Raw genomic sequence first — 25102 nt, 5'->3', positions numbered from 1 at the left:
CGCCTCGTCGGTGTACGTCGCTCAGTGCCCGGCGCTCTGGCCGCCGTCCACGTGCGAGATCTCACCGGTGACGAACGGGGCCTGTTCCAGGTAGAGCACCGCGCGGACGACATCGTCGACCTCGCCCATCCGGCGGACCGGATGACGCGCCGCCTGGAACCCGTCGGGGTCGGTCGGGTGCATCGGGGTCCTGATGACGCCGAGCGCGACGGTGTTCACCCGGATCCCGCGGGTGGCATACTCGATCGCCAGCGACTTCGTGACCCCGTCCAGACCGCCTTTGGTCAGGGAGGTCAGCGCCCCGCTCACCTCGGCGTCGGCGTTGTCGACGAGGCTGCTGGAGATGTTCACGACATGGCCGCCGCCCTCCCGGGAGAGCATGGCGGCGATCACACCGCGCGACACCTCGAAGAAACCGCGCACATTCACGCCGACCACCAACTCGTAGTCCGCGTCGGTGTATTCGGTGAACGGCTTGGCGACGAACACGCCGGCGCCGTTGACCAGTGTGTCGATACGGCCGAAACGGTCGACGGTCGCGTCAACCACCCGCGCCCCGGCACCGGGCTCGGCCACGTCGGCGGCCAGGGACAGCACCTCGGGATCGTTCGTCGGCGGGGCGGAGCGGCTGGTGGCCGTGACCGCGTAGCCCAGCCCGCGGTAAGCGGCGACCAGGGCCGTCCCGATGCCTCCCGACGCTCCGGTGATGACGGCGACTTTCCGTGTGGCGTCCATGAGGGACTCCCGTCGGATCGGATGCCGAACGCCTGCCCGTCAATTCTTCCGGGATCGGACAGGAACGGCCATCCGGCGCCCCGGGGAGCAGGACTGGCTGCGGTCGCCGCCCAGGCGCCACGGCCCGACGATGGCAGCAGGAGAACGCTGTTTCGACGCCCGGAGCTGAAGCGTGACGTTTACCGAAGCGATGGACCACGCGGCGCAGGTCTTCGAGGGCGTCGGTGCGGTGGTACTGGCCGTCGGCTTCGTGCTGGCGCTGGCGGTCGCCGCACGGGACTGGCGGCGGTCGGGACTGGCGGCCGAGGGCTACCGGGCGATGCGACAGGTCTTCGGCGGAGCGTTGCTGCTCGGCCTGGAGATCCTTGTGGCGGCGGACCTGATCCGTACCGTGGCCGTCGCGCCGACCTTCGAGAACGTCGCCGTGCTGGGACTGATCGTGCTGATTCGCACCTTCCTGAGTTTCTCCCTGCAGATCGAGATCGAAGGCGTTCTTCCGTGGCGGCAGGCGCTGAAGACCGGCGGCACGCATGTCGCCCGGGCCGTCGACGGGGGCACGCCGAGACCGCCGTCCAACAGCGACGATCCCTCGCCCTGACCCATGGTCCGCGGCCCGGCTCCTCAGGACGGCCGTACGCGCGTCGTGACCAGTCCGCCGAAGGTGAGCAGCCACGCCCCCACCGCGATCCACAGCAGGACCCGGCCCAGGGCCTCCAGCCACATGACGCCTGCCGAGGCGGAGAGGGACAGCGCAGCCGCCGCGGTCATCCCCAGCGGGAAGACAGTGGACCAGCGACGGACGTCGTAAGCGAGACGCGGCCGGCGGATCTCCGCGTACGCGAGCAGCGCCCAGAGGGCGACAGCGAGCCCGAGAAGCACCAGTGCGGCGGTATCCAGCGTCTGGTGTGCCGTACCGGTCCACCGGGGGGACGCGAGCAGTGTGGATCCAGCCAGGGCCGAGATGGCCAGTGCACCGCCGGCCACCCAGTGGTCGCCCGCGCCGGTGAAGATCTGCCGGAGGTCGAAGCGGGGCAACACGACCGCGTACAGGACGACCCCGAGGCAGAAGAAGGCGACAGCCGCGGTGCCGAGCCAGGCCGAGCCGTCCGCGATGGACAGCCTTCCGCCGAGCACGGCGATCCCCTGTGTGGCCACGCAGATCAGGAAGATGTCGCCGTGCAGGTGACGGCGGCCCGCCCGGCGCACGACGGTCACCAGCAGTCCTGGCCACACGAGCACCGCCAGCGCGAGCAGGGCGGCAGCCGTGCTCTGCCATCCGAGCAGGGACAGGCGCGTACCCAGCAGCGTGGTGGCCGCGACAGCGGTGAGCGCGGGCGGGGTCCCGGCCTCCGCGGCCCAGCGGGTCCTGTCGCTGAAGAACGTGATCACGAAGGACACGGCGAGCAGGACCCACCAGCACGCGCCGACGGCGAGGGCGATCAACGACAGGACTTCATCGCCGACGTTATGCAGCCCGACCGACAGGATGCCGGTGGCCATCACGGCGGCGCCGCCCCCGGCGCGCAGTTCGCCGACGCTCCCCGCGGCTGCCGTATGCGTCACCGTCCCATTCCACCAGCGCGTCCCCGAACCCACCAGTTCGGCCGCGCGCCCGCGGAGCGGGGCGACTACCTTTGTAGTGGTAATGCGCTGTCAGCCGCGCGGCCCACGGCCCGGTGTCGGTTCCGATCCGGACGACCAGGACATGCCTCCCGGGCAGGGAGAGTCGCGCAGAGGAGTCACTGGACATGTCTCATCACCTCGATTCACCCGCAGCCCGCGCCGATGCCCGGCTGAACATCTCCGACGTGTACGTGTTCCGGGGTGAGCGCGGGACCGTCTTCGTGATGAACGTATGCTCCGACGCCGCAGGCCCGGACGCGCCGAAGGGATTCCACCCCGAGGCGCGGTACGAATTCAAGATCGACAGCACGGGCGACGCCGTCGAGAATCTGACCTACCGCTTCAGCTTCGGCCCGCCGGACGAGCAGGAGTCGCAAGCCGTCGAGCTGCGCAGGCTCGTGGGCGAGGACGCGGGCGACGACGCGGCGGACGGCACCGTGCTGCTCAGCGGCACGACAGGGCGGGAACTCAGCACCGACGGGGGCCTGCGCGTGTGGACCGGCAGGGCCGGCGACCCGTTCTGGATGAACCCGGCCGTGGTGGAGGCCGTCGGCCAGGCGTTCCAGCACGGCACCGACGTCGATGTCCCCGCACCGGACGCCGACCCGGTGAAAAGCCTGTTCTCCGGCCAGAAAGTACGGTCGATCGTGCTGGAGGTGCCGGACGCCGGCCTGGTGCCCTTCACCCGCGGCAAGGACATCAAGGTGTGGGGCGTCACCGCGCTGGCCACCGATGCCGGCGGATGGCACCGCATCAACAGGTGCGGGCTCCCGATGGTCTCGCCGATCTTCGCGCAGTTCGACGACGAACTCGCCGAGCGGCTGAACCAGACCGCCCCCGCCCACGATGCCGACACGTTCAACGAGGAGATCGCCGCCCGCGTCGCGGCGGTCGTCGCGGCCCGTGGCACCACGTCCGATCCGCACAACTACGGTCGCACGGTGGCCGATCGCGTGCTCCCGGACATCTTGCCGTACACGATCGGCACTCCCGCGGTCTTCGGCTTCGCGAAGTTCAACGGCCGGGCGCTGAACGACAACGCCGGCGAGGTCATGTTCTCCCTCGCCACCGACAGTGCGCTGGCCGTGGGCCTCGGCAAGGAAGCGGTCGACGCCCCCTCGACCCCGTACTTCCCCTACCTGGCCCCGGCCGTCTGACGAAAACGGCTCCGGAAGCCGCACCCGCATCCACACCGACTTCCGCACCGGCGTGCACGGCGCACCGGTGCGGAATTCGGTGTGCCCATTCGACTCCGCACGCCCTACCGGCGAACACGGAACGGCAGCAATGATGAGCAGACCGTAACGGATTCATTCGACTCCGCATAACCGCCTCCTGCCCGGGCGGACATGCGGCGGAAGGAGTTCTACGTTGTTGCTTCTCATCTCCCCGGACAGCGTCACGGAAGCTCTCGACTGCGCGAAGGCGGCGGAGCATCTCGACATCGTCGATGTGAAGAAGCCCGACGAGGGTTCGCTCGGTGCGAACTTCCCGTGGGTGATCAGAGAGATCCGTGACGCGATCCCCGCCGGTACGCCCGTGTCCGCCACCGTGGGAGACGTGCCGTACAAGCCCGGCACGGTGGCCCAGGCGGCGCTCGGCGCGGTCGTCTCGGGAGCCACGTACATCAAGGTCGGCCTCTACGGATGCACGACGTCCGACCAGGCCGTCGACATCATGAGCGGCGTCGTCCGGGCGGTGAAGGACTATCGGCCGGACGCGTTCGTCGTCGCCTCGGGTTACGCCGACGCCCACCGGATCGGCAGCGTCAACCCGCTCGCGCTGCCCGACATCGCCCGCCGCTCCGGCTCCGACGCGGCCATGCTGGACACCGCGATCAAGGACGGGACCCGGCTGTTCGACCACGTTCCGCCGGAGGCCTGCGCCGAGTTCGTCCGGCTGTCCCACGAGGCCGGTCTGCTCGCCGCCCTCGCCGGCAGTGTGAAAGCGGGAGACCTCGGCGCGCTGACCCGGATGGGCACGGACATCGTGGGGGTGCGCGGTGCGGTCTGCGAGGGCGGCGACCGCAACACCGGCAGGATCCAGCCGCAGTTGGTGGCCGCCTTCCGCGCGGAGATGGACCGCCACGCCCGGGAATCCGCAGCCGCCGTCGCCGCCGCGAGCTGACGCCGGCATGCCGGCGAGTCAGCACCGTCGCGCGACCATAACCCGCAGGGAGCGCTTCGCCGTCGTCGATCCGGCGACGGGCGAACCCTTCGACGACGCTCCCGACCAACACCCCGACGAGTTGGACGCCGTCGTCGGCCGGGCCCACGACGCCTGGCGGGGCTGGCGGACCGACCCCGTCGCCCGCGCCGCCGCGTTGCTCGCCGCAGCCGACGCCGTGGAGGCGGCCTGCGCCGGCCTCGCCCCGCTGCTCACCCGGGAACAGGGCAAGCCGCTGGCCGAGTCGCGCGCGGAGATCGCCCGTACGGCAGCCCGCTTACGGCACTTCGCCGAGCCTGCCCCCGGTCCCGAGCCGATCAGGGACGGCCGGCCGGTGCGCAGCGAAGTCCGCTGGCGACCGCTCGGGCCCGTCGCCGCGATCGTCCCGTGGAACTTTCCGCTTCAGCTCGCGTCGGCGAAATTCGCACCCGCGCTCGCCGCGGGCAACACCGTGGTGGTGAAACCCTCACCCTTCACCCCCCTCGCCACGCGACTGCTGATATCCGTCGTCTCCACCGCCCTCCCCGACGACGTACTGACGGTCGTCACAGGTCAGGACCCCCTGGGTGCCCGGCTGGCCACCCATCCGGGCATCCGGCACGTGACCTTCACCGGTTCGATCCCCACCGGACGGGCCGTCGCCGAAGGCGCGGCGGCGGCACTGCGCCGCGTCACCCTGGAGTTGGGTGGCAACGACGCCGCCATCCTGCTGGAGGACGTGGATGTGGAGCGGATCGCCGACCGGCTGTTCTGGGCGGCGTTCCGCAACTGCGGCCAGGTCTGTATGGCGGTCAAACGCGTCTACGCCCCGGCCCGGCTCTACTCCGACGTGGTCGAGGCACTCGCGCAGCGGGCGAAGACCACCGTCGTCGGAGCCGGTCTGGCCCCGGACACCCAGCTCGGCCCCGTCAACAACGGACCCCAACTGACCCGCGTCGAGCGCTACACGGCCCAGGCCCTGACGGACGGGGCGCGTGTCGCGGCCGGCGGTCACCGGCCCGACCGGCCGGGCTACTTCTACGAACCGACGATCCTGGCCGATGTCCTCCCCGACAGCCGGGTGGTGACGGAGGAACAGTTCGGCCCTGTCCTGCCGGTGCTGCCGTACGGGAGCCTCGACGAAGCCGTCGAGGCCGCCAACGACACCCCGTTCGGGCTCGGCGGCTCCGTGTGGGGCACCGATCTCGACCGGGCCGAAGCGGTGGCCGACCGGCTGGAGTGCGGCACGGCATGGATCAACCACCACGCCGAACTGTCCCTCGCCCAGCCCTTCGCGGGCAGCAAGGACAGCGGACTCGGCGTCGCCGGCGGCCGGTGGGGGCTCTACGGAAACCTCCGGCCGTTCGTCGTGCACCGTCCGGAGGAGGTGTGACGCGGCGCTTCGGCGCGGCGGTACTGCGCTCGTACGAGAGCCGGTTCGTCCTTGAGGAGGTGGCCCTCGACCCAGCACCTGCCGACGGCGAGATCCTGGTCAGGATCGCCGGCTGCGGGATGTGCCGGACCGATCTCGCGGTCCGGCGCTCGGCGGGCCGCTCACCGCTGCCGGCCGTGCTCGGCCACGAGGGGGCCGGGGTGGTGGTGGAGACGGGCGGCCCGAACACCGGCCTGAGCACAGGCGATCACGTCGTGCTGAGCTTCGACTCCTGCGGCAGCTGCCGCAGTTGTCTGGCCGCCGCCCCCGCCTACTGTGACTCCTTCGCCTCGCTCAATCTCTTCGGCGGGCGCAAGGAGAACGCGGCGCGGTACGCCGACGCGTCCGGAATGGAACTGGCACCCCGGTGGTTCGGCCAGTCCTCCTTCGCCGAGTACGCGGTGGTGGCGGCCCGCAACGCCGTCCGGGTCGACCCCTCGCTCCCCGTCGAACTGCTCGGACCGCTCGGCTGCGGCTTCCTCACCGGCGCGGGAGCGGTCTTCAACTCCTTCGGTGTGCTGCCCGGTGACACCGTCATCGTCCTTGGCGCGGGGGCGGTGGGACTGGCCGCTGTGATGGCCGCCGCCGCCTCCGGAGCGGCGATCGTGGCCGTCGACCGGCACCCCGAACGGCTTGCCCTCGCCGAACGGTTCGGCGCGATTCCCGTACACGCCGAATCGACCGACCTGCCGGGCCTCATCCGGCAACTGACCGACGGGGGTGCGCGGTACGCCCTGGACACCACCGCCTCCGCCCAGCTCATCAACGACGCGCTGCGCTCCCTGCGCCCGACCGGCCACCTCGGCCTGGTGGCACGGCTCCACACGGAACTGTCGCTCGAACCGGGTGCACTGGACCGGGGCAGGAAGATCTCGCACATCTGCGAAGGCGACGCGGTGCCGGGGCTGTTGATCCCACGGCTGACCGCGCTGTGGCAGGCCGGCCGGTTCCCGTTCGACGAACTGATCCGCACGTACCCGCTCGCCGACATCAACGAGGCGGAACGCGACTGCGAAGCGGGCCGCGTGGTCAAACCCGTCCTGCTGCCGTAAGGGGAGCAGTCCCGCTCCAGGTCCCCACTCGCCCGTCCCAAGGAGGACATGTGGTCAGCACAACGTCTCGTAACGTCGGCATCGACGGGGTGGAAGGGGGAGTGGGTGTGACGGCTCTCCTGGTCGCCGCGGCGCGGGCGATCGAGACCCACCGCCACGACACCCTGGCACAGGACGCCTACGCGGAGCACTTCGTGCGCGCCGCACCGGCGTCCGCCGGCTGGCCCGTACGGATGCAGCATGTCGCGGACGGCGACGCGAACCCGCTGTGGGGGCGGTTCGCGCGCTACTTCGGCCTGCGGACCAGGGTCTTCGACGACTTCCTCCTCCGGTCGGTGCAGCACAACGCCCGCCAAGTGGTCCTGTTCGGCGCGGGGTTGGACTCGCGGGCGTACCGTCTCGACTGGCCTCCCGGCTGCGTGATCTTCGAGATCGACCGGGAAGGAGTGCTGGCCTTCAAGCACCGGGTCCTCGACGGTCTGTCGGCCACCCCGAAGGCGACGCGCGTCCCCGTCCCGGTCGATCTGCGCGCCGACTGGGTGGGCGCGCTGGCCGACGCCGGCTTCGATCCTGCCGCACCGAGCGTCTGGCTCGCCGAGGGGCTGCTGTTCTACCTGCCGGCCGCCGCCGAGACGTATCTCCTCGACACGGTGGACCGGTTGAGTACGCCAGGAAGCGCCCTGGCCTTCGAGGTCAAACTCGACAGGGACCTGCTGGAGTACCGCGACAGCCCGCTCTACACCTCGACGACACGCCAGATCGGCATCGACCTGCTGGACCTGTTCGACAGAGCGCCACGCCCCGACTCCGCCGGTGATCTGGCGCGCAAGGGCTGGTCCACGGCGGTCCACACCCCCTACGACTTCACCCAGCACCACGGACGCGGTCCGCTGCCCGAGCCGAACGACGCACTGGCGGGCAACCGCTGGGTCTTCGCGGACAAGCCCCGACCGTAAGGCTGCATCCGCCGGGTGCGGGTGGGACGGCTGTGCTGTACGAGCCGTCCCACCCCAGGCCCGTCGGTGCGGATTGTTGCGCGACTCCTTGACGCCGGATGACCGGGGTTATAGACATCACCCTGCCTGAGAGCGCTCTCACGATGTTCCACGCTGGACGCGGCTCCACCCGGTCTCCACCCCACATCTGGTGCATCGCGAGCAGAGGAGAACGCACATGTTCCGCAGAAGACCCTTACTGTCCCCGGCACGCGCCGCGCTCGTCACGCTGACCGTCGGCGCGCTGAGCCTGGCCGGTCTGACCGCCGCAGCTTCGCCGGGCGCCGCCGCGTCCGCGCCCGTGGGCGCGGCGGCACAGGCGGTACACCCCGCCGCCGTTCCGGCCCCCGCCGCGGTCCCCGCACCTCCCGCCGGTTTCACCACCACCTGGAGCGACGACTTCAACGGCAATGCCAACACCGGTGTGGACACCGGCACATGGAAGTACGACACCGGGCCGGGCAGCAGCTTCGGCACCGGTGAGATCGAGACGATGACCAACAGCACGGCCAACGTCTTCCACGACGGCAACGGTCACCTCGTACTCAAAGCCCTGCACTCCGGCAGCGATCCCGGCTCGGGCTGGACGTCGGGACGCATCGAGACCCAGGCCGCCACCTACGGCGCCCCGGCCGGCGGTGTCGTGATGATGCAGTCGTCGATCCAGCAGCCGAACGTCACCACCGCCAACGGCGCCGGATACTGGCCCGCCTTCTGGATGCTGGGCGCCCCGCTGCGTACGGGTACCCCCTGGCCCACCTCGGGCGAGGTGGACATCATGGAGGACATCAACGGCCGCAGTTCCGTCTTCGGAACGCTGCACTGCGGCACCAACCCCGGCGGCCCGTGCAACGAGAGCACCGGCATCGGCAGTGGTGAACGTGCCTGTTCCGGCTGCCAGACCGGGTATCACACCTACGCGGTGCAGATCGACCGGTCGGTCTCGCCCGAGCAGATCCGCTGGTACCTCGACGGCACGAACTACTTCACCGTCAACTCCAGCCAGGTGAGCGCCTCCACCTGGACCAACGCCGTCGACCATCCGTTCTTCATCATCTACGACCTCGCCATGGGCGGCGGTTTCCCGGCCGCGTTCGGCGGCGGACCCAACGCCGCCACCGTCTCCGGCGGACAGATGAACATCGACTACGTCGCCGTCTACAACAAGGCGCCCGGTGGCGGCGGGAGTTCGACCAACCTCGCTCAGGGCAAGCCCGTCACGGCCTCCTCGACCGAGAACGCCGGCACCCCCGCCTCTGCGGCCGTGGACGGCGACAACGGCACACGCTGGTCCAGCGCCTTCAGCGACCCGCAGTGGCTGCGGGTCGACCTCGGCGCCACCCACACCGTCAACCAGGTGAAGCTCAACTGGGAGGCCGCGTACGGCAAGGCGTTCCAGATCCAGACCTCGGCCGACGGCACCAACTGGACCACCGTCTACTCGACCACCACAGGGACCGGCGGTGCCCAGACGCTCAACGTGAGCGGCTCGGGCCGTTATGTCCGCGTCTACGGAACGCAGCGCGGCACCCCGTACGGATACTCGCTGTACGAGTTCCAGGTCTTCGGCAGCTGATCAGCCCGGAACGGCAGTTCAACGAATCCCTGGCCCCCGCACCTCGGAGGGCCAGGGATTCCGGTGCGCGGCAGGCCCATGTCGTCCGTGATCACAACAGACCCGGGGTCACCAGGGAACCACGCCGTCGTCCTCGAAGAACGAACCGGTGGGGCCGCCGTCGGGCAGCGTCGCGAGCCGGATCGCGGTGGCCGCGCCCTGCTCGGGGGTGCGGGGCCCCTGGAAGTCGGTGAAGTCGGTGGCGACCAGCCCCGGGCAGGCGGCGTTGATCAGGATGTTCGTACCGGCGAACTGCCGGGCGTACTGGACGGTGACGGCGTTGAGGAAGGATTTCGACGGCGAGTAGGCCGCCATGATCGGACCGATCTCGACGCTCGGATCCGCCTGCCTGGTCAGCGAGCCGACGGAACTGGAGACGTTCACGACGCGTGGCGACGCGGAGAGCCGCAGCAGCGGCAGCATCGCGTTGGTCACCCGGATCACACCGATCACGTTGGTCTCCACGACCGTGCGGACCACGTCGAGGTCGAGCGCGGTCGGGTCCTGCACCCAGCCCGGACCCATCTCCCCCGAGATACCGGCGTTGTTGACCAGGACGTCCAGCCGCCCGGCCTCCCGCTCGACCAGCGCCGCGGCGTCGGTGACGCTCCGGTCGCCGGTCACGGCCAGCGGCACCCCGAACGCGTCCACCCCGGCGGCGCGCAGCTTCCCGACGGCGCTCTCGCGCCGGGCCTCGTCGCGGGCTCCGACGCCGACGCGGTAGCCGAGGTCACCCAGCCCGCTCGCTATCGCGTACCCGATTCCCTTGTTCGCGCCGGTCACCAGCGCGATCTTCGTTTCGCTCATGCCGTCGATGCTCGCTCGCGGGCGAGCCGTGCGGCCAACACCGATACGGTGCTCTGTGATACCCGGCAGGTATCACTGAGTTACGCTCTGAGGTGTGGACATCTTGGAGACCCGCGAACTGCGGTATTTCATGGCCGTCGCCGAGGAGCTGCACTTCGGCCGCGCCGCCGAGCGCCTCGGCATGGCCCAGCCGCCGCTGTCCCGGGCGATCCAGCAGCTCGAACGGCGCCTCGGCGTCGCCCTCCTGGACCGTAACCGCCGGGGCGTGTCGCTGACCGGCGCTGGAGAGGTGCTGCTGTACGAGGGAGCCGCCGCCCTCGACGCGACCACCGCCGCCGTACGCCGCGTGCGCCGGGCCGGTGGCGCCGACGGTCCTGGCGGCCCCCGTAACCGTCTGGTGCTGGCGGTGAAGGCCGCCGCCTCCCACGAGCTGCTGCAGAAGCTCCTCGCCGCCTACGCCGCCGAGCCCGACGCCGCCGAGCTCGAAGTGCTGCCGAGCGGCATGTGCGAGCAGGAAGGGATGCTGCGCGACGGCCGCGCCGACGCGGCGCTCATGCACGCGCCGTTCAACTCCCTCACCGGGTTCGACAGCGAGGAACTGATGACCGAGGGACAGATCGCCATCCTGCCCGCCGGGCACCCCCTCGCGGCGCGCAGGACGCTGTCCCTGGCCGACATCACCGACGTGCCCGATCTCCCGCTCGCCCGCTGGCCGCGCCACGACACGTACCCGCCAGGCCCCGGCCCCGAGGTCCACGACCAGACGCAGCTGGCCCAGCTGATCGCCCTCGGCCGCACCGCCGCCGTCTTCCCCGAGTCCGCCCGCGCCTGGCTGTGGGCCGAACACACCGGGGTCCCGCTGACCGACGCGCCCCCGGTCGTCACCCACATCGCCTGGCCGGCGCACAGCCGCTCCGTGGCCCTCGCCGGGCTGGTCCGTACGGCCACCCAGCTCTGACCGGCATAGATCCCTGAAAAAACCGGCAGACCGGCACCGGCAGAGCTGTGCCTGACAGCGTGCACGGCACCGCGTCGTCCAATGTTCGCCTCTCCTTCGGCCGGGCGTGTCCGCCCCCTCGCTCCTCACGGTTCTCATCGTGACCTGTTCGGACACCCGGCCGAAGTGGTCCCTGGCCGGGTCGTCGCCTTCGTCCCGGTGAGGATCAATGAACCAAGCACGCACGGCAGTCCGGAACACCTCGGCCCCGTCCCGTCGTCCCAGGCGTCCGCGCGCCGCCCTGGCGACGGCCGCGGTCCTGGTAGGGGCCACATCGCTGGGCGCCCTCGGCAGCGCCCAGGCGGCCACCCCCGGCACCACCCTCTCCGCAGCGACCCGCACCTCGGTCACCTCGCACTGGACGACGCGGCACGTCGCCCGGGGCGTCGAGGTGCGCACCGGCACGGTGACGAACGCCAAGGCCGCGCCCGCCTGGACGATCACCGTGCAGGCGCCCACCACCGGACGGCTCTCCGGCGCTGCCACCTGGGCCACGGTCGGTCCGCGATCCTGGGCCGACACCACGGCGGGGCAACTGCGCGCGAACGGCTTCGCGCCGCGCGTCGACCGGATCGACTGGCCGGCGTACAGCGACACCCCGCACGGCCTCATGGGCCTGCGGGTACGCGTCGGTTCGTACGCCACCCAGGCCGAAGCGGCCGCGGCGGCCCAGGCCGTCACGGCCGCCGGCTTCCACACCGCGGTGGAGTGGACGGGCTACGACGCCGACCAGCGGGCCGACGTGGAGAACCTGCACGTCGCGATCGTCGACCCGCGCACCTTCACGGGTACGGTCACCGGCACCCACGACGGCAGTGTCACGCAGCGCGGGACCACGTCGTCCGTGGCCGCGAAACTGCGCTCGCTCGTCGGGGTCAACGCGGGCTTCTTCGTGACCTCGGACAGCGACGGCGTCCAGGGGATCCAGTCGGGCATCGCCGCCTACGACGGGCGCCTGGAGTCGATGGCTGCGGGCGCGCGCGCCGCGCTCGTCCTCACCGACGGCGGCCGGCACGTCCGCATCGCCGACCTGACCAGCACCGCCGTCGCGCGGGTCGGCGGCGCGCGGTACACGGTCGAGGGCATCAACCGCGTCCCCGGCACGGTCAGGGACTGCGGGCGGCCCGGCGGCACGCCGAGCGAGCGGCCCTGGCAGGACGTGACCTGTCACAAGACCGACGATCTCGTGCTGTTCACACCGGAGTTCACGGCCGCCCTGCCGACAGGCACCGGCAGCCAGGCCGTGCTGGACCGCTCCGGCAAGGTCGTCTCGGTGGGCGCGCGCGGCGGTCTCGTGCCCGCCGGCGGTTCGGTGCTGCAGGGCATCGGGTCGGCCGCCGACTGGCTGACCGCACACGCGGCACCCGAGCGGCGCGTGGACGTCGAGGAGACCGTGCGCGACGAGCGCGGGCGCAAGGTCGTCCTCGGCAAGGGCGACAGCATCGTGAGCGCCGCTCCGACCCTGGTCGAGAACGGCCGGGTGCGCATCGACGCCGCAGCCGAGGGCACGGTGGACCAGAAGGACCTCTCGTTCGGGTACGCCTGGGCCAACACCCGCCAGCCGCGCACGATGGCGGGCATCGACAGGCGCGGCCGGCTCATCCTGGCGACGGTGGACGGGCGGCAGGCCGGCGGCAGCGAGGGCTTCACCCTGCAGGAGGCAGCCGAGTTCATGCGCTCGCTCGGCGCGGACCAGGCGCTCAACCTCGACGGCGGTGGCTCCACCGCGATGGCGGTGAACGGCGCACTGGTCAACCACACGTCGGACGCCACCGGCGAGCGCGCCGTGGGCGACACACTCCAGGTGCTTCCCCGCACGAACCACTGAGCATGCGCCGCTGAACCCCTCCCACCACGCCGCCGCCCTGCGATGACCTCGCTGGGCGGCGGCGTTCGTTGTGCGAGAGCTGCCGAGGCACGCATCTGGTATACCAAAGACTCGAAAACATAACGATCATCATTGACTGATGCGGGAAGAATGTCCTGTATATGGCGGGCATTAAGGGTCATTGGTGCGCAGAATGGCGACACGATCCACATCGTGAAACACCGCTCCGGTATACCGTGTCGCCTCAACGGCGCAGCTCGATCGGGCGCGCATCCCGCCACTTGTGAAGGAGGTGTGGTCCCGTGCGTCGCCTACCTCTCGCGCTCGCGGTGGCCGCATTGCTGACGTTCGCCACCGGGTGCGGCTCGCTCTCACCGCCAGGTGCGAACACGGCCACCGCACCCCGGCTCGTCGACGCGCGGCCGGTCCGTGACGGCGGCACGGCGGTGATCGGCCTGAAGTCCGACCCGGACAAGCTCGACCCCACCTTGACCGGCACGCTGGTCGCGCGGACCGTGTTCACGTCGATGTGCGAGCAGCTGTACGACGTCGACCAGCACAACCGCTTCGTCCCACAACTCGCCGCCACACTCCCGAAGATCACGGACGGCGGTCGCACCTTCACCTTCGACGTCCGCCGTGACGCGCGGTTCAGCGACGGGGCGAAGCTCGACGCCAAGGCCGTCACGACCTCACTCGACCGCGACCTTCACCTGCCGGGCTCCGGCCGGGCGTCGGAGATCGACTCGGTGGAGAAGGTCGAGGCGATCGCCCCGTACACCGTGCGGCTCACCCTCAAGCACCCCGACACCCCGCTGCTCGGCCGGCTGGCCAACACGGCCGGGCTCGTCATGTCGCCCAAGGCCATCGCGACGTACGGCAAGAGCTTCGCCACGCACCCCTCGTGCGTCGGCCCGTTCAAGTACGTCAAGCGGGTCGTCGGCGACCGGATCGAGCTGACCAAGGACCCGCTCTACTACGACGCCGACAAGGTGCATCTCGACCACGTGGTCTACAAGACCATCACCGACGGCAACATCCGTCTGGCCAACCTGCGTTCGGGCGACGTGCAGATCGGTGACCAGATGGGGCCCGTCGAGGTGCGCAGCGGCATGGGCGACAAGGCCCTGCAACTGCTCAACACCCCGTCCCTGGGCTACATGGCGCTCACCCTCAACGTCGGCAACACGGACGGTGTGGACAAGAAGCCCGGACACGTCGACACGCCCTTCGGCCGGGACGTGCGCGTCCGTGAGGCGTTCGACCTCTCCCTGGACCGCGAGCTGATCAACAAGCTGGTCTTCCAGGACATGTACGAGCCCGCCTGCGGCCCGGTGCCGCCCGGCACCCCGCTCAGCACCCCCGTCACCTGCCCGGGGCGCGACGTCGCGAAGGCGAAGCGACTGCTCAAGGCGGCCGGGGTGCACACTCCCGTGCCGCTGGAGCTGATGATCAACACAACGCCGGAGGACAACCGGCTCGGCCAGGTCATCCAGGCGATGGCCAAGGACGCTGGCTTCGACGTCCGGCTGCGGCCTACCGAGTTCGCCACCGGTCTCACCCGCACACTCGCCGGCGACTTCCAGGCCCGTACCGGCGGCTGGGGCGGCCAGCCCGATCCGGCCGGCAACATCGACAGCCTCGTCGGCACCACCGGCAGCAACAACCAGGGCAAGCTCTCCGATCCCGAGATCGACCGGCTCATCACCGCGGGACGCTCCACCGCCGACCCGGCGAAACGGCGCGTGATCTACCAGCAGCTCACCCGGGCCATCAACCGCCAGCACGCGGTGATCTACCTCTACCGGAACATCAACTACGCAGTCGCATCGAAGGACATCAGCGGCATCGCGCTGTCCGGCGACGGACTCATCAGGGTCAAGGAGGCCGGTTACGTGAAGGGAGGCCAAGGATGAATCGCGTCACCGGACTTCTGACCTCGTACCTCGGACGCCGCGTCGGACAGGCGCTGCTCACCATGGTGCTCGTCAGCATCACCGTCTTCGCGGGCGTCCGCGCCATGCCCGGCGACACCGCGCAGGCCCTGGCCGGCGAGCAGACCTCACCCGAGGTGCTGGCCGCCATCCGCGAGGAGTACGGGCTGAACGACAACATCGTCGTGCAGTACTGGGACTACCTGCGGCACGCCGTCACCGGAGACCTGGGCACCTCCGCCCGCAGCGGGCTGCCCGTCCTGGACTCCATCCTCGACGCCCTGCCCATCACGCTCGAACTCGCCGCGCTGGCCCTGATCCTGGCCGTCGTTGTCGGCATCGGCGCCGGAATCGTCGCCGCGGTGCGCCGCGGCCGTCCCGAGGAGTGGTTCGCGAACGGGGTCGCCCTCCTCGGTATGTCGGTGCCGACCTTCTGGCTCGGCATGCTGCTGGTCCTCGCCTTCGCCATCGCCATGCCGGTCTTCGCCGCCTCCGGTTTCGTCCCGTTCGGACAGGACCCCGTGGAGAACCTGCGCCGGCTCGTGCTCCCGGCGATCGTGCTGGGCTCCGGTCTCGCCGCCGTGGTCATGAGACAGACCCGCGCGGCGATGCTCGACGCCATGTCGTCGGACTACGTCCGCACGGCCCGCGCCAAGGGGCTCTCGCACCGCGCCGTCATCGGCACGCACGCACTGCGCAATTCGCTGGTCACGGTTATCACCGTGCTCGGACTCCAGCTCGGACAGCTCATCTCGGGCGCCGTCGTCACCGAACAGGTCTTCGTCCTGCCGGGCTTCGGCAAACTCACCATCGACGCGGTCTTCACCCGTGACTACGCGATGGTCCAGGGCGTCGTGCTCTTCACCTCGGCCGCCTACATCCTGATCAATCTGCTGGTCGACCTCCTGTACTCGGTCATCGACCCGCGCATCCGGCTGGGAGGCTCCTGATGTCCGCCGTCAACTCCCCAACCCTGTCAGCACCTTCGGGTCCTCCGGGCTCTCCGGCTGCCGGCCCCGGCACGGCGAAGGACCGACCGGCGCCGGGCGGAGCCGCCGAACGGCTCGCGGCCGGCTGGCGCAAGCTGCGCCGCAACAAGCTGGCGCTCGTCGGCGCTTTGCTCGCCGCTGTCTTCGTCCTCGTCGCCGTCTTCTCGTCACTCGTCGCGCCGTACGACCCGTCGCTGCCCGACTTCGACGCGGCGCTGGCACCGCCCAGTTGGGCGCACTGGCTCGGCACCGACGACCTCGGGCGCGACCAGCTCTCCCGGGTCCTCGTGGGAGTCACCGCGTCCATGCAGGTCGGTGTGGTCTCCGTGGCCCTCGCCTTCGTGATCGCGGTCCCACTGGGTCTGCTCGCCGGGTACTACGGACGGGTCGCCGACAGTGTGGTCTCCCGGCTCACCGACACCATGCTGGCCTTTCCCTTCCTGGTGCTCGCCGTCGGCCTCGCCGCCGTACTCGGCCCGTCGCTGAAGAACGCCACCATCGCCATCGGCATCTCCCAGATACCGGCCGTCGTGCGCATCACCCGGGCGGAGACGCTGCGGCTCAAGCACCTCGACTACGTGGCAGCGGCCGTCGCCAACGGGGCGGGGGACCGGACACTGCTCTTCCGGCACGTGCTGCCCAACGCCACATCGGCGCTGATCGTCCAGGCCACCGTCGGTGTCCCGACGGCGATCATCGGCGAGGCCGCGCTCAGCTTCCTCGGCCTCGGCGTACAGCCGCCGTCGCCCTCGCTCGGCGTGATGCTCTCCAGCGCCCAGCCGTTCATCGCCACCGCCCCCTGGATGGCGGTGTTCCCCGGACTCGTCATCGTGCTGGCCACCCTCGCGTTCAACCTGCTCGGTGACGGCGTACGTGACATCCTCGATCCCCGTGGAGGCTCCCGATGACCCCCACCGCACCGTCCCCCGCATCGCCGTCCGCACCGGCCACCACGCCGCGGCGGGGCGACGCTCCCGTGCTCAGCGTCCGCGACCTGACGGTCTCCTTCCACGGCCCCGAGTCCACCGTGCACGCCGTGGACGGGGTCTCGTACGACCTCGCGCCCGGTGAAGTGCTCGCCGTGGTCGGCGAGTCCGGCTGCGGCAAGTCCGTGACGTCCATGGCCGTCATGGGGCTGCTGCCGCCCACCGCGCGGATCGGCGGCAGCGTGACCCTCGACGGTGAGGAACTGGTCGGCGCGAGCGAACGTGCCCTGCGGGCCGTACGCGGCCGCCGGCTGTCCATGATCTTCCAGGAGCCGATGACCTCGCTGAACCCGGTACTCACCGTGGGACGGCAGATCAGCGAAGTACTCGTCCGTCACCAGAAACTCGGCCGTAAGGAAGCCAAGGCCCGCGCGGTCGAACTGCTCGACCTGGTCGGTATACCCGCCCCGCACCGGCGCGTGGACGAATACCCCCATCAGCTCTCGGGCGGAATGCGTCAGCGCGTGATGATCGCCATCGCCGTGGCATGCGACCCGGCGGTGCTCATCGCGGACGAGCCCACCACCGCGCTGGACGTCACGGTGCAGGCGGGCATCCTCGACGTGCTCAAGTCCCTCAGGGACCGCCTCGGCACCGCCATCGTGCTCATCACCCACGACCTCGGCGTCGTGGCCGAAACGGCCGACCGGGTGCTGGTCATGTACGCCGGACGGCCCGTCGAACAGGCCTCGGTGGACGAGCTGTTCGCCGCACCCCGCCATCCCTACTCGCGCGGCCTGCTGGGCGCCGTGCTCCGGCCGGGCAGCCGCACCCCCGAGGGGCGCTCCCGGCTCAACGAGATCCCCGGCCTCGTACCCGATCTGCGCGTCCAGCCGGACGCCTGCGGCTTCGCACCGCGCTGTGCCTTCGCGCAGGACGACTGCCGGGCAGGACGGCCGGCGCTGCGCACGGCTGCGGGCACGCACCGGGTCGCCTGCCACCATCCGGCCGTACCCGGCCCCGTTCCCGTCCCCGCGCCCGCCGCAGAGGAAGGTGCCCGATGACCGCCCCCGACGACACCGTCACCCCCGTGCTGGAAGTCCACGACCTGCGACGCCACTTCAGCTCGCGGACCGGCACGGTTCGCGCGGTCGACGGTGTCTCGCTGACGATCGGCCCCGGCGAAGTCGTCGGCCTGGTCGGTGAGTCCGGCAGCGGCAAGTCGACCGTGGGCCGCTGCGTCGTCCGGCTCGACCGGCCGACCGGCGGCGAAGTGGTCATCCAGGGTGCGGACGTCACGACCCTGTCGGCCCGCGCCATGCGGCCGCTGCGCCGTAACGTCCACCTGGTCTTCCAGGACCCGTCGTCCTCGCTCAACCCGCGCATGACGATCCGTCAGATCGTCGCCGAGCCGATCCGGCTGCACGGCATCGCCGGGCGGGCCGAGGCGTCACGCCGCGTGGACGAACTGCTGCGTCAGGTCGGGCTGCGCCCGGAGCTGGCCGACCGCAAGCCGCACGAACTCTCCGGCGGCCAGCGGCAACGCGTCTCCATCGCACGGGCGTTGTCCGTGGAGCCGGTACTGCTCGTGGCGGACGAACCGACGTCGGCCCTGGACGTCTCGGTCCAGGCGTCCGTGCTCAACCTGCTCGCCGACCTCCAGCGCGAGCGCGGTTTCGGCTGCCTGTTCATCACGCACGACCTGGCCGCCGTGGAGTACCTGGCGGACCGCATCGCCGTGATGTATCTGGGCCGGATCGTCGAACAGGCCCCCGCGGCCCAGTTGTTCGCCGATCCGAAACACCCTTACACGCAGGCGCTGCTGTCCGCCGCGCCCGTACCGGATCCGCACGAACAGCGGGAGCGGACCCGGATCGTGCTCGGCGGGGACCTGCCCAGCCCACTCGATCCGCCGCCCGGCTGCCACTTCCACACCCGCTGCCCGCTGGCGACGGACCGCTGCCGCACCGAGGCACCGGCCCTGCGCACACTGCCGGTGGCGGGGAACGGCGTTCCGCGTCAGGTCGCCTGCCACCTGGTGGCGGCGGACGGTACGGCACCGGACGCGACGGCGGCCCCGGCGGCCGCCGCCGGCTGACCGGGCAGAGACGCCCCTGGGCCGGGAGCGAAGCCCCGTTCCCCGCCCAGGGGGTACCGGCATCGAGGTGACGGTGCCGTACAACGGCCGAGGGCCGGACCGCACAGTGCGGTCCGGCCCTCAACTGTCGCCGGTGGGTCAGCCGACGAGCCGCAGCTGGTCGGCGACGACCCGGCCCGCGTGGATGACCGTACGGTCGGTGCCGCGGTCCATGACGGCCGCCGCCACGCTGTCGCCGTCGACCAGGACAAGGTCCGCCGCGTCCCCGGCGCTCACGCCAGGCCGGTCGGTGGTGGACGTCAGCCGCTCCAGCGACGGGTCGAGAATGGCGGCGCCGCCACGGCTGGCCACGGCCCAGCAGTGCTCGATCAGCTCGTCGGGGCGGTAGCGGTTGGTGAACGCCAGCTGCCAGGTCCTGTCGAGCATGTCGCCGTTGCCGTACGGCGACCAGTAGTCGCGCTGGCCGTCCTCACCGAGGCCCACCCGTACGCCGGCCCGCGTCAGTTCGGCGAGGGGGAGGGCGTTCTGCTGCTGCGCGGGGGCGATGGTGGCCATCGAGACATCCAGCTCGGCGAACTCCTCGACGAGACGGCGCGTGGTGGCCTCGTCGACGGTGCCGAGTTCATACGCGTGCGACAGCGTCACCTTGCCCTGCATGGAGAGGGCGCGGGTGCGCTCCAGGATCAGATCGGTGCTGAACACGCCCAGATGGCCGGGCTCGTGCAGATGGATGTCGATCGGCGCCTGGTGGCGCTCGGCGAGACCGAAGACGATGTCGAGGTGACACACCGGGTCACGGTCCAGCGTGCACGGGTCGATACCGCCGACCACCGCGGCGCCCGACGAGAGCGCCTGTTCCATCAGCTCGGGGACGCCCTTCTCCAGCAGCAGGCCGGCCTGCGGGAACGCCATGATCTCGACGTCCGCCCGGTCCTTGTGTGCTTCCTTCGCCGCGAGGACGCCCTCGAAGCGCTCCAGGCCGCAGTCGGCGTCGATCTGGGCGTAGCTCCGTACGCGCGTGGTGCCTCGCTCGATCATGCGGCCCAGCAGCGCCGTGGCCCGGTCGGCGACCGGCGGGTCCTCGCGCCAGTGGTCGCGGTCGTTCATCGTCAGACCCCACACGCCCGGCTTGCCGGTGTGCGGGCGGAACGGCAGACCGATCCGGTTGGAGTCCAGGTGGCAGTGGACGTCGGAGAAGGACGGCATCGCCAGCCGGCCCCGGCCGTCCACGTCCGAACCGTTGCCCAGCCGGGCGGGGTCGTGCGGGGCGACGGCGGCTATCCGGCCTTCGCGGATCTCGATGTCGCTGGCTTCGCCGCCCCAGGGACGGACATTCCTGATCAGCATGGGTGGTGGTGCTCCTTGCGGGGTTGGTGCCAGGTACGGGCCCGTCAGTCGGGCGGCAGTACGCCGGCGAGCGAGTCGAGCGAGGGCGCCCGGCCCATCTCGATGTGCGTGTACGCGAGGGCCGCGGCGAGGTCGGGCTTGCCCGCCCGGATCGCGGCGCAGATGTCCTGGTGCTCCGCGCACTGCACGCTCTGGTCGCGGTTGCTGGTGAGGGTGAACACCCACTGGAGGAGACCCAGGGACGGCTGGAACGTCGTCCGCAGCAACTCGTTCCCGGTGAGGGCCACGATCTCCTCGTGCAGCGCCGTGTTCGCCGCCGGGATCTCCCGCACGTCACCCCGGTGCGTGGCGTCCTCGGCGATCGACATCAGCTCGCTCAGCCGGACCGTGCTGGCACCGGCGGCGCTCACCTCGGCGGCGCGCCGGGTGGCGAAGACCTCCAGGCTCAGCCGCAGGTCGAACAGCTCGTCCACGTCACGCAGGGTGAGCCGCCGCACGGATGCGCCACGGCGCGGCGAGACTTCCACGAGCCCGTCGGCGGCGAGCCGGGAGAGGGCCTCCCGTACCGGGACCCGGGAGTAGCCGAGGGCCTCGGACAGTTCACGTTCCCGCAGCCGGGAGCCCGGCGGCTGGGTACCGTCGAGAATGGCGGCCCGCAGAGTCTGTTCGGCGTGGTCGACGTGCGAGGAGGCGCCGTCGTGGGGGTTCGCGGTCACGTCGAGCACTTTAGCATTTGGCATACCAGTGACGTTCCAAGGCTCAAGAGAGCGAGCGATAAGCGGCTATAGTTCCGATATTTCTCAGCTCTCTCACCCTGCTCCGGCTGAATCGGTATACCGGCCAAGAGGCCTGTGCGACTGCCATAGGCTGCACGCGCCAGCGGCCCCGACCCAGGAGCACCCATCATGTCCTTCCCCACGCCACCGCCCCCGTACCCCGACGCCTTCGACCCCGACGAAACACCCGCACCGCACGCCCTGCTGGCGCCGGTGACCGGACTCCTGGGCACGTGGACTGGCCGGGGCCACGGGGGATACCCGACGCTGGCCGACGAATTCAGCTACGGGCAGGAAGTCACCTTCAGCCACGACGGCCGCCCCTTCCTCCACTACGAGGCCCGCGCCTGGCTGCTCGACGCGAACGACAGCCCACTGCGCCCGTCGGCCCGCGAAAGCGGCTGGTGGCGCCTCCAGCCCGACGGCCGGGTGGAAGCGCTGATCACCCAGCCCACCGGCATCGCGGAAATCGCGACCGGCCACGCGGACGCGGGCGCCGTCGACCTGACCACCCACGAGGTCGCCCTCACCCCCACCGCCAAGAAAGTCAACGCCACCCGCCGCCGCTACCACCTGACGGACGACGACACACTGCACTTCACCCACGACCTGGCAGCCCTGGGCCAACCCCTCCAACACCACCTGTCGGCCCAACTCCGCCGCGTCTAGCGGGCGGGGGAGCGAAAAGCGTTGGCAGGTGTGTGGGGCTACCGGCATGCTGGCCGGATGCTGATCAGGGAAGCCACTGCCGACGACTGGTCCGCCATCTGGCCCTTCTTTCATGCGATCGTCGCCGCGGGCGAGACCTTTACCTATCCGCTCGATCTCGGCGAGGAGCAAGGCCGTGAGTGGTGGCTGCTGTCGTCGCCGAACCGTACGGTTGTCGCCGTCGACGAAGCCGGAGCGGTTCTGGGTACGGCCAAGATGAACAGCAATCAGATGGGCAACGGCTCGCACATCGCGAGCGCCAGCTACATGGTTGACCCGGCGCACTCCGGCAAAGGTGTGGGCCGGGCGCTGTGTGCGTACACGGTGGAGTGGGCGCGAGCAGCCGGCTTCCGGGGAATGCAGTTCAACGCGGTCGTGGAGACGAACGCGCCCGCCGTGCACCTCTACCGGTCCCTCGGGTTCGAGGTGCTGGGCACGCTGCCGGAAGGTTTCCGGCATCCGACCCACGGCTACGTCGGGTTGCACATCATGCATCGCGCCCTCTGACGGCCTAGAGGCCGAGGCGAGAGACGCCCAACGGTGCCGGGTTCTGGGGGAGTTGCCAGTCGCCGCCGCGGTCCTCCTTCGAGTAGCGGGCGACGAGGTCGGGGACACGCAGGAAGCAGGCCACGGCGGTCGCGGACTGGAAGGCGGTGATCGCGCGCTGCGTCATCGGCATGCCCAGGCGCGGGATGCGTGGATTCACCTCGGCCTGGATCTTGTCGACGAACGGCCGCAGTACGGCGTCGTAGTTCGCCAGCGCCGTCGGCAGGTCGTGCGGATGCCGGTTGAGCTCGCCCGCCAGGACATGGGCACCGACCAGCCCGCCCGAGATCCCCATCCCGCTGTACGGGGAAGCGCAGTGCGCGGCGTCACCGGCCAGGACCACCCGCCCCTTGGACCAGGTGTCCGTACGCACCTGCACGATCTCCTGCGAGTAGAAGAACGGGCTCGTCCGCATACCCGCGACGAAGCGCTCGGTCTGCCATCCGGCGTCCCGGAACCGGTCGGCCCAGAAGGCCTGTTGACGCTCGGCGGACTCGCGGTGAACCGCCGACGCCTCCTCTGACTCCTCCCGCAGCACGAAGTACGCCTGCGTCTCGGTCGGATTGTGGCTGCGCCGCATGATCTGGCGACCGCCCGGCGCCATGTAGGTGTCCCGGATGTTGCTGTCCGACGCGATGCGCGGGACGAACCAGTACGCCATGTGGATGCCGAGCCGCCGGTACGGATCGGTGCCCTCGGGGAGCATCGCCCGTCGGATGCGTGACCCCTGCCCGTCCGCGCCGACCAGCAGGTCGAACTCGTCGCTGGACCCGTCGGAGAAGTGCGCGACGACCCCGTGCTCGTCCTGGTCGAAGCCGTCCACGCTCTTGCCGAAGACGTACTCCGCGTCGTCCTTCGTCGCGTCGTGGAGGATGCGCACCAGGTCCCCGCGCATGATCTCGTACTCGGACGTCAGCGTCTGCCGGCCCTGCCCCGAGGTGTTGGCCATGATCGTCGCCCTGGCCCGGCCGCGCGCGTCCACGAAGGCGACACCCGCCTCGTCCACGAGCTTGCCCCGCACCGCGTCGAGGAGCCCCATGGCGGTGACGGCCTCGATGCCCTGGCCCCGCAGATCGACCTGGGCGCCCGCGGCCCGCAGCGCCGGGAAGCGCTCGACGACGGTCACCCGGTGACCGCCTCGCGTCAACCAGAAGGCGAGCGCCTGTCCCGCTATGCCACCGCCCGCGACGAGGATCCGCAGGGACTGCTGTCCCGATATCTGTGTCATGGCCATCCGCTCCAAAATCTATCGGTGAATGGTTCCTTTTCAGAGTCATCTATCAGCGATAGATTGTCAATGTGACCAAGATGAACCGTGGGACCGTCATCACCGAGGCGCTCGACCTGCTCGACGAGGTCGGGCTGGACGCCGTCAGCACACGCCGGCTCGCGAAGCGACTGGGCGTCGAACAGCCGTCGCTCTACTGGCACTTCCGCACCAAGAAGGAACTGCTCAATGCCATGGCGCAGGCCGCCATGGCACCCCACGCGACCGTCCCGCTGCCGGCGCTCCCCGACGACTGGCGTGCGTGGTTCCTCGACAACACGCGCAGCTTCCGGCATACCCTGCTGATGCGCCGCGACGGAGCGCGGCTGCACGCCGGGACCATCCCCACCGCGGACCTCGACCGGATCGCGCGCAAGATGGAATTCCTCATCGCCTCCGGCGTGCCCGAGCGGGACGCGCAGATGGCGATGCTGGCCGCCGGTCGCTTCACGGTCGGCAGCGTCCTGGAGGAACAGGCGGACACCGGCCCGGCGAACGGCCCGGTGGACGGCGCGGATCAGTCTGCCGACATCCCGGTCATCGACCACGAGTCGGCATTCGAAGCGGGACTGGCCCTCATCGTGGACGGCCTGGCGGGCCGCGTGAAGGGCTGAATCAGGTCGCACCGTACGACACCGGCGGAGCCGTACAAGATCCGCCGGTCACCCGGACTACGCGTCACGTCAGGCGGGCTGCTTCGTGTCGGATCAGACGGGCTGCCAGAGTTCGATCCGGTTCCCCTCGGGGTCGGTGACCCAGCCGAACCGGCCGACGCCCGCCATCTCCTGCGTCTCCTCGGCCACGTCCGCGCCCCTGGCCCGTAGTTGCGCGAGCATCGCCTCCAGGTCACTGACCCGGAAGTTGAGCATGACCTGCTGGGATCGGGAGCCGAAGTAGTCGGTCCCAGACTCGAACGTCGCGAAGACCGTCGGCCCGGCCCCCTGCTGCCACAGACCGTTCTCGTCGGCGTCCAGGCCCAGACAGTCGCGGTACCAGGTGTTCAGGGCCGCCGGATCGGCGGCCCGCAGGAAGTACCCGCCGATTCCCGTCACACGTTCCATGCCGCCATCCTGCCAGGCTGCCCGGACGCCCGCGCGGGCCCGGCGTATCGGCGCCCTGACCTGGGGCGTTCGGCGGGTCGGAGTGGCGGTGTCGGTCACCTGTCGGGGCTGTCGGTTCGCTGTTGCCGGTTTGTCGGCGGGGGACCGGAGCCTTGTCGGAGATCCTGCCGGGTGTCCGTCCGGCAGGCCTGCGACAGGCAAGGAATTCACATGACCACTGA

The 25102-nt window shown here is 70.6% G+C and carries 24 protein-coding genes; 17 read left to right on the top strand and 7 right to left on the bottom strand.

The window, feature by feature from the left end; translation table 11 throughout:
• Window positions 1–21 precede the first annotated feature (21 nt).
• Window positions 22–735: an SDR family NAD(P)-dependent oxidoreductase gene (locus OHS57_RS02365; RefSeq protein ID WP_328580798.1), complete on the bottom strand. Its 714-nt coding sequence runs from the start codon at window positions 733–735 to the stop codon at window positions 22–24.
• 172 nt (window positions 736–907) lie between these two features.
• On the opposite strand from OHS57_RS02365, the gene OHS57_RS02360 reads away from it, so the two are divergent.
• Window positions 908–1333 carry a DUF1622 domain-containing protein gene (locus tag OHS57_RS02360; protein WP_328580797.1) on the top strand — a complete coding sequence of 142 codons (426 nt, stop codon included), beginning with the start codon at window positions 908–910 and terminating at the stop codon, window positions 1331–1333.
• A gap of 23 nt (window positions 1334–1356) precedes the next feature.
• On the opposite strand, the gene OHS57_RS02355 is transcribed toward OHS57_RS02360, so the two are convergent.
• Window positions 1357–2298, bottom strand: coding sequence for a tellurite resistance/C4-dicarboxylate transporter family protein (locus OHS57_RS02355; protein WP_328580796.1), 942 nt, complete (start codon window positions 2296–2298; stop codon window positions 1357–1359).
• 185 nt (window positions 2299–2483) lie between these two features.
• Here OHS57_RS02355 and OHS57_RS02350 point away from each other — a divergent pair, with 185 nt between their 5' ends.
• The 6 genes from OHS57_RS02350 to OHS57_RS02325 all read left to right on the top strand — a co-directional run bounded on the left by OHS57_RS02350 (window position 2484) and on the right by OHS57_RS02325 (window position 9558).
• Window positions 2484–3515: a DUF4331 family protein gene (locus OHS57_RS02350; RefSeq protein WP_041999296.1), complete on the top strand. Its 1032-nt coding sequence runs from the start codon at window positions 2484–2486 to the stop codon at window positions 3513–3515.
• Between the two features lie 214 nt (window positions 3516–3729).
• A complete protein-coding gene (locus OHS57_RS02345; protein WP_041999297.1) occupies window positions 3730–4485 on the top strand; it encodes a (5-formylfuran-3-yl)methyl phosphate synthase in 756 nt (251 codons plus the stop codon).
• Between the two features lie 7 nt (window positions 4486–4492).
• Window positions 4493–5896 (top strand): aldehyde dehydrogenase family protein, encoded by a 1404-nt coding sequence (locus OHS57_RS02340; RefSeq protein WP_328580795.1) that lies wholly within the window; start codon window positions 4493–4495, stop codon window positions 5894–5896.
• The gene (locus OHS57_RS02335) at window positions 5893–6987 is read left to right on the top strand and encodes an NAD(P)-dependent alcohol dehydrogenase (RefSeq protein WP_328580794.1); all 1095 of its coding nucleotides are present in this window, start codon (window positions 5893–5895) and stop codon (window positions 6985–6987) included. Before OHS57_RS02340 ends, OHS57_RS02335 begins: the two co-directional genes overlap by 4 nt.
• Window positions 6988–7037: 50 nt before the next feature.
• Window positions 7038–7943 carry a class I SAM-dependent methyltransferase gene (locus tag OHS57_RS02330; protein ID WP_328580793.1) on the top strand — a complete coding sequence of 302 codons (906 nt, stop codon included), beginning with the start codon at window positions 7038–7040 and terminating at the stop codon, window positions 7941–7943.
• A 217-nt stretch (window positions 7944–8160) separates the two neighbouring features.
• Window positions 8161–9558 (top strand): discoidin domain-containing protein, encoded by a 1398-nt coding sequence (locus OHS57_RS02325; protein ID WP_328580792.1) that lies wholly within the window; start codon window positions 8161–8163, stop codon window positions 9556–9558.
• Between the two features lie 108 nt (window positions 9559–9666).
• On the opposite strand, the gene OHS57_RS02320 is transcribed toward OHS57_RS02325, so the two are convergent.
• Window positions 9667–10404, bottom strand: coding sequence for an SDR family NAD(P)-dependent oxidoreductase (locus OHS57_RS02320; protein ID WP_328580791.1), 738 nt, complete (start codon window positions 10402–10404; stop codon window positions 9667–9669).
• 94 nt (window positions 10405–10498) lie between these two features.
• Here OHS57_RS02320 and OHS57_RS02315 point away from each other — a divergent pair, with 94 nt between their 5' ends.
• The 7 genes from OHS57_RS02315 to OHS57_RS02285 all read left to right on the top strand — a co-directional run bounded on the left by OHS57_RS02315 (window position 10499) and on the right by OHS57_RS02285 (window position 19176).
• Entirely contained in the window at window positions 10499–11362 is an 864-nt protein-coding gene (locus OHS57_RS02315) for a LysR family transcriptional regulator (RefSeq protein WP_328580790.1), read from the top strand.
• A 208-nt stretch (window positions 11363–11570) separates the two neighbouring features.
• Window positions 11571–13229 carry a phosphodiester glycosidase family protein gene (locus OHS57_RS02310; RefSeq protein ID WP_328580789.1) on the top strand — a complete coding sequence of 553 codons (1659 nt, stop codon included), beginning with the start codon at window positions 11571–11573 and terminating at the stop codon, window positions 13227–13229.
• A 302-nt stretch (window positions 13230–13531) separates the two neighbouring features.
• Window positions 13532–15145: an ABC transporter substrate-binding protein gene (locus OHS57_RS02305; protein ID WP_328580788.1), complete on the top strand. Its 1614-nt coding sequence runs from the start codon at window positions 13532–13534 to the stop codon at window positions 15143–15145.
• On the top strand, window positions 15142–16113 hold the full coding sequence (locus OHS57_RS02300) for an ABC transporter permease (RefSeq protein WP_041999311.1): 972 nt from the start codon (window positions 15142–15144) through the stop codon (window positions 16111–16113). Before OHS57_RS02305 ends, OHS57_RS02300 begins: the two co-directional genes overlap by 4 nt.
• The gene (locus tag OHS57_RS02295; RefSeq protein WP_328580787.1) at window positions 16113–17060 is read left to right on the top strand and encodes an ABC transporter permease; all 948 of its coding nucleotides are present in this window, start codon (window positions 16113–16115) and stop codon (window positions 17058–17060) included. Before OHS57_RS02300 ends, OHS57_RS02295 begins: the two co-directional genes overlap by 1 nt.
• A complete protein-coding gene (locus OHS57_RS02290) occupies window positions 17057–18142 on the top strand; it encodes an ABC transporter ATP-binding protein (RefSeq protein WP_328580786.1) in 1086 nt (361 codons plus the stop codon). The genes OHS57_RS02295 and OHS57_RS02290 overlap by 4 nt, the downstream gene beginning before the upstream one ends.
• Window positions 18139–19176, top strand: coding sequence for an ABC transporter ATP-binding protein (locus OHS57_RS02285; protein ID WP_328580785.1), 1038 nt, complete (start codon window positions 18139–18141; stop codon window positions 19174–19176). The genes OHS57_RS02290 and OHS57_RS02285 overlap by 4 nt, the downstream gene beginning before the upstream one ends.
• Before the next feature lie 138 nt (window positions 19177–19314).
• Here the strand turns inward: OHS57_RS02285 and OHS57_RS02280 are convergent, their stop codons facing one another.
• A complete protein-coding gene (locus OHS57_RS02280; protein WP_328580784.1) occupies window positions 19315–20523 on the bottom strand; it encodes an amidohydrolase family protein in 1209 nt (402 codons plus the stop codon).
• Between the two features lie 44 nt (window positions 20524–20567).
• Window positions 20568–21239 (bottom strand): GntR family transcriptional regulator, encoded by a 672-nt coding sequence (locus tag OHS57_RS02275; protein WP_328580783.1) that lies wholly within the window; start codon window positions 21237–21239, stop codon window positions 20568–20570.
• A gap of 189 nt (window positions 21240–21428) precedes the next feature.
• Between OHS57_RS02275 and OHS57_RS02270 the strand changes: the two genes are divergently transcribed.
• Both OHS57_RS02270 and OHS57_RS02265 read left to right on the top strand, forming a co-directional pair.
• Window positions 21429–21968 (top strand): FABP family protein, encoded by a 540-nt coding sequence (locus OHS57_RS02270; protein WP_328580782.1) that lies wholly within the window; start codon window positions 21429–21431, stop codon window positions 21966–21968.
• 57 nt (window positions 21969–22025) lie between these two features.
• Window positions 22026–22514 (top strand): GNAT family N-acetyltransferase, encoded by a 489-nt coding sequence (locus OHS57_RS02265; protein WP_328580781.1) that lies wholly within the window; start codon window positions 22026–22028, stop codon window positions 22512–22514.
• Window positions 22515–22518: 4 nt separating this feature from the next.
• On the opposite strand, the gene OHS57_RS02260 is transcribed toward OHS57_RS02265, so the two are convergent.
• Window positions 22519–23781: an FAD-dependent monooxygenase gene (locus OHS57_RS02260; protein WP_328580780.1), complete on the bottom strand. Its 1263-nt coding sequence runs from the start codon at window positions 23779–23781 to the stop codon at window positions 22519–22521.
• 80 nt (window positions 23782–23861) lie between these two features.
• Here OHS57_RS02260 and OHS57_RS02255 point away from each other — a divergent pair, with 80 nt between their 5' ends.
• Window positions 23862–24434: a TetR/AcrR family transcriptional regulator C-terminal domain-containing protein gene (locus tag OHS57_RS02255; protein ID WP_328584991.1), complete on the top strand. Its 573-nt coding sequence runs from the start codon at window positions 23862–23864 to the stop codon at window positions 24432–24434.
• 93 nt (window positions 24435–24527) lie between these two features.
• Here OHS57_RS02255 and OHS57_RS02250 read toward each other — a convergent pair whose 3' ends face one another.
• On the bottom strand, window positions 24528–24881 hold the full coding sequence (locus OHS57_RS02250; RefSeq protein WP_328580779.1) for a VOC family protein: 354 nt from the start codon (window positions 24879–24881) through the stop codon (window positions 24528–24530).
• Between the last annotated feature and the right edge of the window lie 221 nt (window positions 24882–25102).

Source organism: Streptomyces sp. NBC_00370, assembly GCF_036084755.1.
In the GTDB taxonomy this organism is placed as follows: domain Bacteria; phylum Actinomycetota; class Actinomycetes; order Streptomycetales; family Streptomycetaceae; genus Streptomyces.
Note: the sequence above shows the minus strand (reverse complement) of the source record. Positions and strands in the feature narration are given on the sequence as shown.